The organism is Acidobacteriota bacterium (assembly GCA_016716905.1).
Classification (GTDB): Bacteria; Acidobacteriota; Vicinamibacteria; order Vicinamibacterales; family SCN-69-37; genus SYFT01.
Map to the genome: position 1 here is coordinate 1,762,847 of JADJUS010000004.1, position 12,451 is coordinate 1,775,297.

At 64.8% G+C, this 12,451-nt stretch carries 10 protein-coding genes and 1 tRNA gene; 7 read left to right on the forward strand and 4 right to left on the reverse strand.

Translation table 11 applies throughout. The features are described from left to right. Positions 1–70: 70 nt before the first annotated feature. Positions 71–436, reverse strand: a complete 366-nt coding sequence (locus tag IPL75_11880; protein MBK9240936.1) for a phage holin family protein — start codon at positions 434–436, stop codon at positions 71–73. Positions 437–468: 32 nt separating this feature from the next. On the opposite strand from IPL75_11880, the gene IPL75_11885 reads away from it, so the two are divergent. Next, positions 469–557: transfer RNA gene (locus IPL75_11885), tRNA-Leu, on the forward strand. A gap of 39 nt (positions 558–596) precedes the next feature. On the opposite strand, the gene IPL75_11890 is transcribed toward IPL75_11885, so the two are convergent. Beyond that, positions 597–1,727 carry an SGNH/GDSL hydrolase family protein gene (locus IPL75_11890; protein ID MBK9240937.1) on the reverse strand — a complete coding sequence of 377 codons (1,131 nt, stop codon included), beginning with the start codon at positions 1,725–1,727 and terminating at the stop codon, positions 597–599. Between the two features lie 61 nt (positions 1,728–1,788). Between IPL75_11890 and IPL75_11895 the strand changes: the two genes are divergently transcribed. The 3 genes from IPL75_11895 to IPL75_11905 all read left to right on the forward strand — a co-directional run bounded on the left by IPL75_11895 (position 1,789) and on the right by IPL75_11905 (position 6,183). Next, the gene (locus tag IPL75_11895; protein ID MBK9240938.1) at positions 1,789–3,552 is read left to right on the forward strand and encodes a DUF885 domain-containing protein; all 1,764 of its coding nucleotides are present in this window, start codon (positions 1,789–1,791) and stop codon (positions 3,550–3,552) included. A 126-nt stretch (positions 3,553–3,678) separates the two neighbouring features. Continuing rightward, positions 3,679–5,145 (forward strand): hypothetical protein, encoded by a 1,467-nt coding sequence (locus IPL75_11900; protein ID MBK9240939.1) that lies wholly within the window; start codon positions 3,679–3,681, stop codon positions 5,143–5,145. Positions 5,146–5,319: 174 nt separating this feature from the next. After that, positions 5,320–6,183, forward strand: a complete 864-nt coding sequence (locus IPL75_11905) for a hypothetical protein (protein MBK9240940.1) — start codon at positions 5,320–5,322, stop codon at positions 6,181–6,183. Positions 6,184–6,219: 36 nt separating this feature from the next. Here IPL75_11905 and pruA read toward each other — a convergent pair whose 3' ends face one another. Continuing rightward, complete coding sequence (gene pruA / locus IPL75_11910) at positions 6,220–7,860, reverse strand: L-glutamate gamma-semialdehyde dehydrogenase (protein ID MBK9240941.1); 1,641 nt, start codon at positions 7,858–7,860, stop codon at positions 6,220–6,222. 43 nt (positions 7,861–7,903) lie between these two features. Between pruA and IPL75_11915 the strand changes: the two genes are divergently transcribed. Next, positions 7,904–8,245 carry an STAS domain-containing protein gene (locus IPL75_11915; protein MBK9240942.1) on the forward strand — a complete coding sequence of 114 codons (342 nt, stop codon included), beginning with the start codon at positions 7,904–7,906 and terminating at the stop codon, positions 8,243–8,245. A gap of 32 nt (positions 8,246–8,277) precedes the next feature. On the opposite strand, the gene IPL75_11920 is transcribed toward IPL75_11915, so the two are convergent. After that, complete coding sequence (locus IPL75_11920; GenBank protein MBK9240943.1) at positions 8,278–8,784, reverse strand: ferritin; 507 nt, start codon at positions 8,782–8,784, stop codon at positions 8,278–8,280. Positions 8,785–8,831: 47 nt separating this feature from the next. Between IPL75_11920 and IPL75_11925 the strand changes: the two genes are divergently transcribed. Next, positions 8,832–11,531, forward strand: a complete 2,700-nt coding sequence (locus IPL75_11925; GenBank protein ID MBK9240944.1) for a M20/M25/M40 family metallo-hydrolase — start codon at positions 8,832–8,834, stop codon at positions 11,529–11,531. Positions 11,532–11,590: 59 nt separating this feature from the next. After that, entirely contained in the window at positions 11,591–12,424 is an 834-nt protein-coding gene (locus IPL75_11930; protein MBK9240945.1) for a DUF3014 domain-containing protein, read from the forward strand. Positions 12,425–12,451 lie beyond the last annotated feature (27 nt).

The window sequence follows — 12,451 nt, forward strand, 5'->3', positions numbered from 1 at the left end:
CACTCCCGATCTTCGCAAGCATACACCCGCAGATCGCTCGAAGGGGATGGGCTTTGGCCCGTGCCAAGTCCTATCGCCGGCTGTCTTTTCGCGAGTCGCCCTGCAGTGTCTTCGTAATCACCGCGCTCACCAGGCTGATCAGGATGGCGGCGACGATGGTGGTCAGGATGCCTCGGACCTCGAAGCCCGCCAGAAAGTACGACGTGAGCCACAGGCAGAACCCGGAGACCACGAAGTAGAACAGGCCCAGGGTGAGGATGGTCACCGGCAGGGTCAGGATGACAAGGATGGGTCGCACAATCGTGTTGACGATGCCCAGCACGGCGCCCGCGATGAACGCGTCCTGCGTCGTCGCGACGTTCACGTCGTCGAACAACCAGGCGACAAAGAGGATGGCCAGGGAATTGCCGATCCAGCGAAGAAGAAGTCCGGTCATATCCCCTGTTATACTCTCTTCTTTCCCCTCCTGCCGGAGTGGCGAAACTGGCAGACGCGCGAGACTCAAAATCTTGTTCGCTTAACGGCGAGTGTGGGTTCGATTCCCTCCTCCGGCACCAATTTGAATTAGGAAATTAGGAACTGGGGAACTGGGGAACTTACCGCGCGGGCAGAGTTCCCTGCTCGACGAGGAAGCGCGCGAGTTGTTCGGCCACGAGCTGATGACCGACCTCTGAGAGATGTGTGATGTCGTCGAAGCCCGAACGGCGGCCGAGGAAGAGGTCGGGGCCGGTGTGGCGGCGAAACTCGGGCAGCACATCAAGGCACGCCAGACCATTCTCGCGGCACTGCTCCGCGATCACCTGCTGCGGCAGGTACGGGTAGGCCGGGGCCAGCTGGTACGACAGCGGGAGGATGACGGCCAGCGGCGCTGCACCCTCGCGGCGCACGGCCTCCGCAATCTGGCCGTACATCGACTTCAGCCACAACATCCGTTCCGACGCCGGGTCGAGCAGGCGCTCGATGCTGAGCGTGTCCTCTCCGGTAATCCGGACGAACCGGCCCACGACATCGATGGGCCCGCGCGGTGGCCAGATCCGATTCACGCGCGTGTCGATGAAGTTGTGCAGGAACGACTTGCGCCACAGTGATTGCGCCTGCCGCCGCCGTGCCTCAAGCTGGGACCGCGCGTGGGTACGGTTGTACGTCTTGTCCGGGATCGCGTCAGCCGGGATGTTGGTGAGCGCCAGATTCGTGGAATACGTCCCGGGCCTTGAAGCGGCATCCCAATTCCAATGCAGCTCGGGGTCGGCGACGTCGTTCATGCAGAACGTCACGATGACAATGTCGGCGGCAAAGGCGCGGCCCTCGGACAGGAAGTACTGCCACTCGTTGTACGGCGTGTATCCGTTGACACCGGCATTGATCACTTCGACGCGGCCATCGGTGCCGTCGAGCGCGGCTTCCAGTCGCTTCGCGAATGTCGCCTCGGCGTCAACGCGGAACCCATAGGTCGTCGAATCGCCGAGCATGAGGATGCGCAGGGTGCCTGGCGGTTTCGGAATCGCATACTCGCCGCCGCGAAGGCCCTGTGCGCTCACGTCGGGTCGATCGGGGTTCATGCGGTAGAGCATTGGACAGTCACCACAGGTCACGAACTGTGGCATCGCCGTCGCCGACCCGCGCCGCCATTCGACGACGCGCAGCGCGACCTCGAGAGCGGCCAGTGCCAGCACCACACTGGTGAGCACCATGGCCAACAGAACGAAGCGACGCGCGGGTCTGGGCATTCCTCTCGAATCTCCAGCCCTTGTATACTCCATCGGCATCCGCACCTCCACCGGAGACGTCATGGCATCTCATCGACAGACACTCGTGACACTCACGGCCCTGGTCCTGGCGGCGGTGGCGTTTGCGCCGGCCCTTGGCGCCAGACAGTCGCCGTCGTCCAAAGCACTCGCCACAGTCCTCCAGGCGCTTGAACAACGCCAGGCTGACGCGCGCCAGTCGGCAGCCACGCGGACGCTGGCGGATGACACGTCGCTCTCGCTGGCAGCGTCGGAACGCGCCGCGGCCGAGGCAAAGACGTTTCTGGCTCAGCTCGACGCCATTGACCTGGCGGGCCTGACCCACCAGGAAGACCTGTCACGCGAAGTCCTTCGCTGGAACGCGTGGGTCACCATGAACCAGCCCCCGCAGTTCTGGTTCCACTCCGCCGTGATGCCCACGACGGGATCGCCGCTCACGTCGATCCTCACGGGTGCACCCGAACGAACGTTCGCGAATGACACAGACCTCGCCAGCTATCTTGCCGGTCTTGATCGGCTGGTCGAGACGATCGCGGCGTCGCAGGCGAAGGAACAGGAACGCGCCACGCGCGGCATCATCCTGCCCGATGAGCAAATCGATCGATCACTCACGTACCTCGAGCCCTTCGCCGCCCCATCATCGTCCAGCCCGTTTGCCATAAGCGCTGACAGGCTCAAGGCGATTGCGCCTGCAGCAGCCGCAGCGTTCTTGGCGAGCGTGACCGCTGCCATCGATACTCGTGTTGCGCCTGCGGGCAGGGCGCTCAGAGAGATGCTGATCGCACTCTCGCCCAAAGCGCCGAACGTGGTGGGCTGGGGGCAGTACCCGGGGGGAAAGGATGCCTACCGCATTGCCGTCCGCCAGATGACCACGCTGGATGTGACACCTGAAGAAGTGCATCGCATCGGCCTGGAGGGCATCGCCGAGACCGAAAAGGCGATGGCGGATTTGCGGCGCCAGATCGGGTTCACCGGCACGAAGGCCGAGTTCCACGACCAGTTGCGCCGCGACCAGCGCTTCTACGTCAAGACGCCGGACGAAGTGGGCGCCGTGTTGATGTCGCACATCAGGCGCATCGAGCCTAAGGTGAGCCAGTTCTTCACGCGGTCGCCTGAGGCCATCTACGGCGTGACGCGACTGAATCCCACGCTCGAACCCTCACAGACGTACGGCTTCTACTCCATACCGACACGAACGGAACCGCGCGGGCTCTACAACTTCAATGGCAGCACGCTCGAAGATCGATCCCTGCTCGCCGGCGCGGCGCTCATCTTCCACGAACTCGTGCCCGGCCATCACTTTCAAATCAACCTTCAACTCGAGAATGCCGAACTGCCGGCCTTCAGGCGGTCGAGCATGTCGGCCGGTTACACCGAAGGCTGGGGCGAATATTCATCGTCGGTCGTCGCACGCGAGATGGGGATGTACACCGACCCCTACGATCTGTACGGCCGGCTGGTGTTCGACAACTTCTTCAACGTGCGACTGGTCGTGGACACCGGCATGAACTACCTTGGCTGGTCACGCCCGAAGGCCATGCTCTACATGCGCGAGCACACACTGGAGTCTGACGTGCAGATCGACTCGGAGACCGTGCGCTACTCTACGCGGTCACCCGCACAGGCGCTGGCGTACCGCATGGGACGCCAGACATTCGTGCGCCTCCGTGAGCGCGCCACTTCCCGGCTCGGCGCACGCTTCGACATTCGCCGGTTTCACGACGCGGTGCTCTCGGTGGGCTCGATGCCGCTGTTCGTGCTCGAACGCCACATCGACTGGTGGATTACGCAGGAACTCGCCCGCTGACATCTTGCCGGTTCTAAAAGACCCGGCCTCCTTCAGGACAAGTCCGGCCTCGTTCAGGACAAGTCCGGCCTCGATCCGGATGGAGGCCGGGTCTTCAGACCCGGCAACAGTGGCTACAATCGTCGTGTGTCTCGCATTACCCGCCGCGATCTGCTGAAGGCCGGCCTGGCTGCCGTGCCCGGCGCGGCGCTTGCGCGCTTCGGCCAGGGCCAGCAACCCACCGGAGGCAACGCCTATGCGGGATTTCCGGATCCCGCGAGGCAGTGGCGCGGCGATTCCTCCGTTCGAGCGGCACTCAGGTCGGGAAAAGTCCCCGCAGGTTCGGCGCTTGGCGCAGTCGAACAGTCCTTGCGGCAACCGCTGCAGGATCTCCCCCGCTTCGATCCCCGCACCGGCGAACGCATCATCCCCGAGGGCTTTGCGCGGGCACGCGCGTCTGAATCCGCGGCCGCCCTGCGCGCAACGTTCCCGAATCTGCGCCGGCACTTCGTGTTCGAGTACTACCCCTGGTACGAAACCAACCCGTATTTCCACTGGTCTGAAAAAGGTTCACAACCTCCCTACGGCATCGCCTCCACCATGATGCCGGCGCTGGGGCCGTATCACTCGATGGATATGGCCGTGGTGGAGCAACATGCGCGGTGGATGGCCGAAGCCGGTGTGGGCGCCATCGCCATCAGCTGGTGGGGCCAGGATTCAAACACCAACCGCGCAACGCCCATGATCATGGACGTGATGCGCGCGCACGACATCCACGTCACGTTCCATCTCGAGCCCTATCGCCCGGACCGCGCGCTCTTCTACGCCTCCGACATCAACTACTTGCTGCGCGAGTACGGCGAACGACGCCGGTGGGATTGTTTCCTGCTGCTCGACCACGGCACCGGACCGGCCACGCCCGTCCTCAAGACCTTCCGCACCATCGTTCCCCCCACTTCTGTCGATTGCCTGGGCGTGGTGCGCACCGTGCCCGACTACACGGCGGATGATGTGTGGCGGCGGCAGACGGATGCAGTGCGCGAAAATGTGCGGCCCGTGTTCGATCGGATCGTGCTGTTGGCAGACTCGCTTGATCTCGGGCGTACAGCGGCTGGTGGATTTGACGGCATCGCGATCTACGACAGCTTCGTGCGCCCGACGACGTGGCCGAAGGCGGCGACTGACTTCGGCGGCAACAACCTGCTGTATTCGTTTGCGATCAACTGCGGCTTTGATGGCTACGTGCCGGTCACGCCTGCCGGGGTGTGTGACGTTCCGCAGCCGTTTGAGCCACCGGTGGGCCCCATCGACTGGCTGTCGGCTGCCTCGCGTGCAACAGCAGAAGCCGCCTCGCGTCAGCGCGTGCTTGAAAGTCTCGAGACCACCATGCAGTTGCAGGCCGACCCGCGTCGCAACAATTCGGCACGACGGTTCTTCCTGACCTACCTGACCACGTTCAACGAGTGGCATGAAGGCACATCGTTCGAACCGGCGAAGGACCGCTCACAGCTGTTGCCCCAGGAGCGGCCGTTTAATTACCACAACCCGGAGAACGGGGCATGGCGCCTTGAACTACTGCGCTCACTTCTCCGCTCAGTCACGCAGGGTAGGTAGCCAGTCGGGGTCCTGGGGTCCCGGGGTCCCGGGGTCGCTCGGAAAATGATGAGTACCAGGGTCCTGTCGTTTCACGCGGAGTACGGGTGCAAGCATCGAGGGCGGTGCTGTTCGTCGGGGTGGCCGATTGCCGTAGAACCTGTCGAGCTCACGCGGTTGCGCTCCGGCGGACTGATGCCGGCGGGCCCAGAACCGGATGAGCCGACGTTGCTGGAGAGCGCACACGGTGAGTGCGTGTTTCATGACCGCACTTCGGAGGGCGGTTGCCGGATTCAGCGTGTGATGGGCCATGCGGCGTTGCCGCTCGCATGCCGGCAGTTTCCGCGACAGTCGGTGCACGATCCCCGTGGCGTGTCCGTGACTCTTTCCCACTACTGCCCAACCGCCGCGGAGTTGTTGGCCGCGCCTGCAGGACCAATCGCGATTGCCGTTGACGCGCCCGCCTTCCCTGCCGCGGGCGAATACGTCGGCCTCACGGCAGACCCGGCACTGCCGCCGCTGTTGCATGCGCGACTGGCGATGGACTGGGAGAGCTGGTGGCTGTTTGAAGATCTGGCGGTCGCGCTGATCAGCGATGCGCCCAGCCCGCTAGAGCAACTCGCGCTGGTTGTTGAGGACGTGCGCGGGTGGAAAGTCGGGACACGACCACTGATGGAGCACGTCGGCGACGCGTTTCGCCGCGCGCGCGAGCATCCACCCGTCCCGGCGAGGCTGTCCGCAGCGGTCGTGGCCCAGTGTTGTGCCGATGCCATCGCTGCGGTCCCTGAGGCGTGGCGCGCACAGGCATTGGACGCGCTGTCGCCCAGCCCGTCGGCTGCGGTGGAAGACGTGGTGATGCGCCGATATCTCGCAGCCCACACCTTTGCGAACTGGACCGCGTATCAGGGAGAAGGGCTGCGCGCGTGGTATCGCGCGGTGGAAACCGCCGCGTGCCTGCTTGCGCACACGGCGGATCCCGGCCGCGCCGATCTCATTCTTCGCCACCTGGCGGATGCTGGCGCGCTGACGGCCCGATGGAATCGGGCCGAGCGCCCATAAGCCTCGGGCTTGAGGAACAGCCCGAGTACTGCTGTCCTACTCAGCGCCCATGAAGGGGTAGCTGTGGTCGGTGGCCGAGACGAACGTCTCTTTGATCGTGCGGGTGCTGACCCACCGATTCAGGTTCGACCGTGAGCCGGCCTTGTCGTTGGTGCCCGAGGCCCGTGCGCCGCCGAAGGGCTGCTGCCCCACCACCGCGCCTGTGGGCTTGTCGTTGATATAGAAGTTGCCCGCGGCATTCCGCAGCGCGCTTGTGGCTTCGCGCACGGCCGACCGCTCGGTGGCAAACACCGCGCCCGTCAACGCGTACGGCGACGTCTTGTCAAGAATGTCCATTGTCTCGTGCCACTTCGCGTCCGGGTAGACGTACGCGGTGACAACGGGTCCGAAGATCTCCTCGCACAGGAGGCGGTACGCCGGATCGTCGGTCTGAATCAGCGTGGGCTCAACGTAGTAGCCCTCTGACGCGTCGCAGCCGCCGCCCTGCAGCACCTTCGCAGTGCCCTTCGCGTGCTCGAGGTATCCGCTGATCCGGTCGAACGCCTTGCGATCGATCACCGCGCTCAGGAAGTTGCGGAAATCGCGCGGGTCGCCCATCTTGATCTGCTTCATCATGCTGATCGTGCGGTCGCGCACTTCGGACCAGAGCGACTGCGGAATGTAGACGCGACTGGCCGCCGAGCACTTCTGTCCCGAGTACTCAAACCCGCCGCGGATAATGGCCACAGCCACCGCCTGCGGATCGGCCGACGGGTGCGCGATGATGAAGTCCTTGCCGCCGGTTTCACCCACCAGGCGCGGATAGGTCTTGTAGTTGGCGATGTTCCCGCCCACCGTCTTCCACATGCTCTGGAAAACCTCGGTGCTGCCCGTGAAATGAATGCCCGCCAGATCCGGCGAGGCCAGCACGGTATCGGTGATCGCGCTTGCGCCGCCGGGCACAAAGTTAATCACGCCTGGCGGCATGCCGGCCGCCTCGAAAATCCGCATCACGTAGTACGCGCTCAGCATCGCCGACGACGCGGGCTTCCAGACCACGGTGTTGCCCATCAAGGCTGGTGCGCTGGAGAGGTTGCCGCCGATCGCGGTGAAGTTGAACGGCGACACCGCGTAGATGAAGCCCTCGAGCGCGCGGTACTCCAGCTGGTTCCACACGCCGGGGCCATTGGCGGGCTGCTCGCTGTAGATTTCCTGCGCGTACTGCGCGTTGAAGCGCCAGAAGTCGATGAGTTCACACGCGGCGTCGATCTCCGACTGAAACGCCGTCTTGGCCTGGCCCAGCATCGTCGCCGAATTGACCGTGGCCTTCCATGTGGTGGCCAGCAGTTCTGCGGCCTTGAGAATCACCGCCGCGCGGTCTTCCCAGGGCCACGCCGCCCATTCCTGGCGCGCTTTGAGCGCCGCGGCAATGGCCTGCTGCACATGCTCGGGCGAGGCCATGTGGTACTCGGCCAACACGTGGCCGTGTTTGAAGGGCATCACCGACTGGCCGGTCTTACCGGTCCGGATTTCCTTGCCGCCGATGATCAGGGGGATTTCGACCCGCTCGGTCGACATCGAGGTCAGGCGAGCCTTGAGCTCGGCGCGCTCCGGAGAGCCAGGAGCGTAGGACCTGATCGGTTCATTGATGGCGGGTGGAACACGGCGGGCAGCACTGAGCGAAGCAATGGAAGACATGCGGATAATCTTACCCGACCCGGCTACAATAGCCGTTGCAGCTATGGAAATTCATACCTCACTCGACGGCCAGGTGGCCATCCTGCGGCTGGTGGGCCGCCTCACGGTCGGCGAAGAGCCCGGCGCCCTGAAAAAAGCCACCGCGGATGCCGTGGCGAGCGGCGCCACAACGGTGGTCCTGGATCTGTCAAAGGTCCCGTACATCGACAGCACACGGCTCGGCGAACTCATCGCCGCCCACGTCACGGTGTCACGGCAGGGCGGGCGTCTGGTGCTGGCCGGCGCCACGGCCCGCATCACGGACCTGCTGACCGTAGCCGGCCTCGAAGGCATCTTCGAGATGTTCCCGTCGATCGAAGCTGCGCTGGCCGCGTTCCGCGGCTAGAGTCCAGAGTCCAGGGTCCAGAGTCCTGGGTCCTATGCGGCCGGCGTCGGTTCGGCGGCGCGGGCGCCCAGTTCCCGGTCGAGATCGAGAAGCGACGAAGGGTCGTCCTTCACCATGCGCAGCTTGGCGACAATTTCGCGGATGGTTTTTTCCTCTTCGACCTGCTCAGTCACAAACCACTGCAGTTCGGCCATCGCGGCAAAGACCTTCTCGGTAAACGCCAGCTCGTAGAGCCCGTCGATCTGGCGGCTCACGGCCTGTTCCTGCTTCTGGGCCGATTCAAAGACGTCGAGCAAGGACCCGAACTCGCCGCGGGGCGATTCGATTCCGGTGACGCTTGCCTGATAGTTGCGCGCCAAAACAAAGTTGAAGAGCTTCATCGCGTGGGTATGCTCTTCCTGGCTCTGCACCCGCAGCCAGTGTCCGGCGCCGGTGAACTGATGGTGCTCACACCAGGCCGCCATGGCCAGGTAAGAAAACGACGCAGAAAATTCGTTTGAAATCTGTTTGTTGATCGCTTCGAGGACAGTCGGAGTCATAGCCTCTATTGTCGCACTTCGGTGGGGTGTCGGCCTATTATGTGCGGATGGCGAACCTGTCTCGCATTCCCTCTCGATTTCTGGCCGCGTCGCTCGTCACCGGCCTTCTTGTCATTTCCACCTTCGTCGCGACGCGCGCGCAGTCTGGTCCAACCGCACCGGCGGACCGCTGGCGGCAGGCCGTCAACGACTGGGAAGCCGGCGACTACCACCTGGCGCTGCCCCACCTGTTGGCGATCATGCGTTCACCGGCCGCCGCCGAATACCTGGAACGGGTGGCACTCCTGACCGGTGAGTACTACCCGTCGGTCACCATCGCGAATGACGGCCGGGTGCCCCGCCTGTCAGCCGACGGGCGCCTCGCCATCTTTGAAACGGGGCCCGCCACCGCCCCCATCACCCGAATCGTGCGCGTGCCCGATGGCGCCGCCGCACCCGCCCCGGCGGCTGAGCTCCAAGGCGTCGGCGTGGCGGTCAACCCCGCCGGCACACATGTGGTGTGGATTCGCCCGCCGCAGAACGCCGAATGGACGGCCGCCCAGCAGGTGCTGGCCGCGCCCGGCCCCAATACGCCTGAACGACAGGCGGCCACGCTGCAGGCGGCATGGTTGCTGGCGACCAGTGGCGACCTCGTGGTTCGAGAGCTCGCCTCTGGCACCGAGCGCGTCATCGCCACGGCGGGACTTGCCAAGGCCTCTCCCGCGTTTGCGGCAGACAACCGCTCGATCTTCTTCATCGGCGCGGACGTTGCCGACCTGTCCCGGTCCGACATCTATCTGGTGAGCGACGCCGCCGCGCCACAGCGCCTGACCGAGGACGCGGGATTCAAGACGCTGCTCGCTGTTGATCCCAAGGGAGCCGCACTCCTCTACAACACGGGCGGTGCCGCGCCGTTCCGCAGACCGCCAACCGCCCCAGCCCCTGCTGCGCCGGCAGGACAGGACGGCCAGGGCGCGGGTCGCGCCGGCGGTGCGGGCCGTGCCGGTGGTGCGGGCCGCGCCGGAGGCCCCGGCGGCGCTTCTGCGTCGTTCGCGGTGCTGGACCTCGCCACGAAGAGCACCCGCATCATCACTGGGACGGCGCCGACGTTGTCTGCTGATGGCAGCACCATCGCCTGGATTAACCGCACCGCCGATGCCTACACGCTCAACACGTCGCCCACCCTGTCCGACAACGTCACCGTGGTCCGCACGGGACGCGAACGGCTGGAGGCGCCGTCACTTTCGCCCGACGGCCGCCGTGTGGCGTATCAGTTGATGCAGTTCACCGACTGGGAACTCTACATTTCGGAAGGGACCACGCACACCCGTGTGACGCGCGACATCCAGCACGACATCCTGCCGCGTTTCCTTACAAACACCACACTCATTGGCATGATGGGTGAACCGCGCCACCGCCGGTCGCAGGTCTATGACCTGACCACCGGCACACGGCGCCGCCTCTTCCACAACAACACCATTCGCACCGTGGTGCCCGAATACTCATGGCTGCCTTCCGCCGATGGTTCGCGTGTGTTGATCGTGGCCGATCGTGATGGCGACACCGTGTCACCGGAGCGCGGCATCTACGTGAGCGACTTGTCGCGCACGATCAACGTCAACGAAGTCATCGCCCGACTCACGGCCAACCTCGCACACGAGACCGAACTGCGTGACCGCACCACAAAGGCCTTCGCGCCAATCGCCGCCGCGGTTCGCACGGTCACGAGCGCAGGCTCAGTGACGCGTGTCTTCGAACACGCCAAGGCGCTCTACGACTTCGACTCGAAACACATCTCGCAGCCTGGCAACGCGAAGGCCATCGACTACCTGATGCGCGCGTATGCGTCGTTCGGCTACACACCCGAGCAGCAGAGTTTCACTCAGGCCAACGCGCTCGGCGGCAAAACCGCCAACGTCCTCGCGACGCTGCGCGGCACGGTGGATCCAGACCTGATCTATGTGGTCAGCAGCCACTTCGACTCGGTCGCCATCGGTCCAGGCGCTGACGATGACACGTCGGGGACAACAGCCCTGCTCGAAGCCGCGCGGATGCTCGCGCGCACGCCGATGCCGGCGACGATTGTGTTTGCCTCGTTCACCGGTGAAGAAGCCGGCCTGCTCGGCAGCCGCGAGTTTGTGCGGCGCTCGGCGGAAGCCAAGTGGAACGTGGTGGGCGCGCTCAACAACGACATGATCGGCTGGGCCGGCGAGGGACCGCAGCTCAACAACACCATTCGCTACTCCAACCCCGGCATTCGCGACATCCAGCACGGCGCGGCGATCCAGTTCACCGACATCGTGTTGTTCGACACGAAGTACTACCGGGGCACCGACGCGCAGGCGTTCTACGACGCCTGGGGCGACATCGTCGGAGGCATCGGGTCATACCCCATCCTCGCAAATCCCAACTACCACCAGGCGACGGATTACCTGGACACAATTAACCAGGCGCAGGTCACCGAGACGGCGAAGGTCACGGCCGCCACGCTGATGTATTTGGCGTCGAGCCCGTCGCGACTCAAGGGTTTGGCGGTCGCAAAGACCGCGAGCGGCGTGTCACTCACCTGGACCGCGTCACCCGAAACGGGCGTCCGGCGTTACATCGTGGCGTATGGGCCCGAGAGCGACCCGCTGCGCACCAGAGTGACCGTGACCGAACCCCGCGCGACTCTTCCGGCGCTGCCCACAGGCACGCGCATCGCCGTCAAAGCCATCAACGACAAAGGCCTCGAGGGCTGGGACTGGGCCTGGGCGCGAGTGGAGTGAGCGTTTGCCGTCGCCCGCCCGGCGTCAACGGAGGAGAGCCGGGCGTAGTATAGGGAGACATGGCTTTCGAAGACCTGCCACTGTCCCGCACTCCCTCCTGGGAGCCGCCCGTGCCGCCGCGTGTGCCGCCCGGTGGCGGGTCCCCCACGCGATGGATCGGCGTCGCGGCGCTCGCGCTCGTCGCGGGCGGTGGGCTGGGCTTCTGGTGGATGACGCGGTCGCAGCCCGAGCAGGTGCCGCCCCCACCCACTGAAGCCACGGAAGGGGCCGTGAAGTCGAACCGTCCGCAGCGACAGCCCTGGGAGTTACCGGCGCTCGACGGATCGGATGCCATCTTTCGCGAGGCGGTGGCCACACTCTCCAAACATCCGATGCTGGCGCGGCTGCTGGCCACCGACGGCTTGATTCGCGCCGCAGTGCTCGCCGTGGTGCAGATTGGCGACGGCAAAACGCCTGTAGTGCCGCTCGCCGTGCTCCGCCCCACCACCCGCCTCACCATCGTGGGCGACCCACAGGGCCGGCTCGACAGCGCCAGCTATCCGCGCTGGAGCGGCCCGACAAACGCGCTCGTCTCCGTGAGCCCGTCTGATGCCGCGCAACTCTACGTGAACGTGAAGGATCTGTTTGATGCGGCCTATGCCGACCTGGGCCACCCCGGAGGCAATTTCGACGAGGCGATCACGCGCGCGATCGAAGTGGTCGTGGCCACACCTGTCGCCACAGACCCGCCCCTGTTGTGGCGCCGGCCCGGTTATTTCGAGCACACCGATGCCGCGCTACGATCCCTGAGGCCTGTGCAAAAGCAGTTGATGTTGACGGGCCCCGAGAATCAGCAGCGACTGGTGACGTGGCTGCGGGAGCTGGCCGCGAAGCTCGATTTGAAGATTCGTTAGTGCCAAAACGACCTCTGAGGTCGTTTT

Bases quoted from the DNA above. Each gene is read 5' to 3' on its own strand.
- IPL75_11880 (MBK9240936.1), bottom strand. From the start codon at position 436: ATGACCGGACTTCTTCTTCGCTGGATCGGCAATTCCCTGGCCATCCTC.
- IPL75_11890 (MBK9240937.1), bottom strand. From the start codon at position 1,727: ATGCCCAGACCCGCGCGTCGCTTCGTTCTGTTGGCCATGGTGCTCACC.
- IPL75_11895 (MBK9240938.1), top strand. From the start codon at position 1,789: ATGGCATCTCATCGACAGACACTCGTGACACTCACGGCCCTGGTCCTG.
- IPL75_11905 (MBK9240940.1), top strand. From the start codon at position 5,320: ATGCCGGCGGGCCCAGAACCGGATGAGCCGACGTTGCTGGAGAGCGCA.
- pruA (MBK9240941.1), bottom strand. From the start codon at position 7,860: ATGTCTTCCATTGCTTCGCTCAGTGCTGCCCGCCGTGTTCCACCCGCC.
- IPL75_11915 (MBK9240942.1), top strand. From the start codon at position 7,904: ATGGAAATTCATACCTCACTCGACGGCCAGGTGGCCATCCTGCGGCTG.
- IPL75_11920 (MBK9240943.1), bottom strand. From the start codon at position 8,784: ATGACTCCGACTGTCCTCGAAGCGATCAACAAACAGATTTCAAACGAA.
- IPL75_11925 (MBK9240944.1), top strand. From the start codon at position 8,832: ATGGCGAACCTGTCTCGCATTCCCTCTCGATTTCTGGCCGCGTCGCTC.
- IPL75_11930 (MBK9240945.1), top strand. From the start codon at position 11,591: ATGGCTTTCGAAGACCTGCCACTGTCCCGCACTCCCTCCTGGGAGCCG.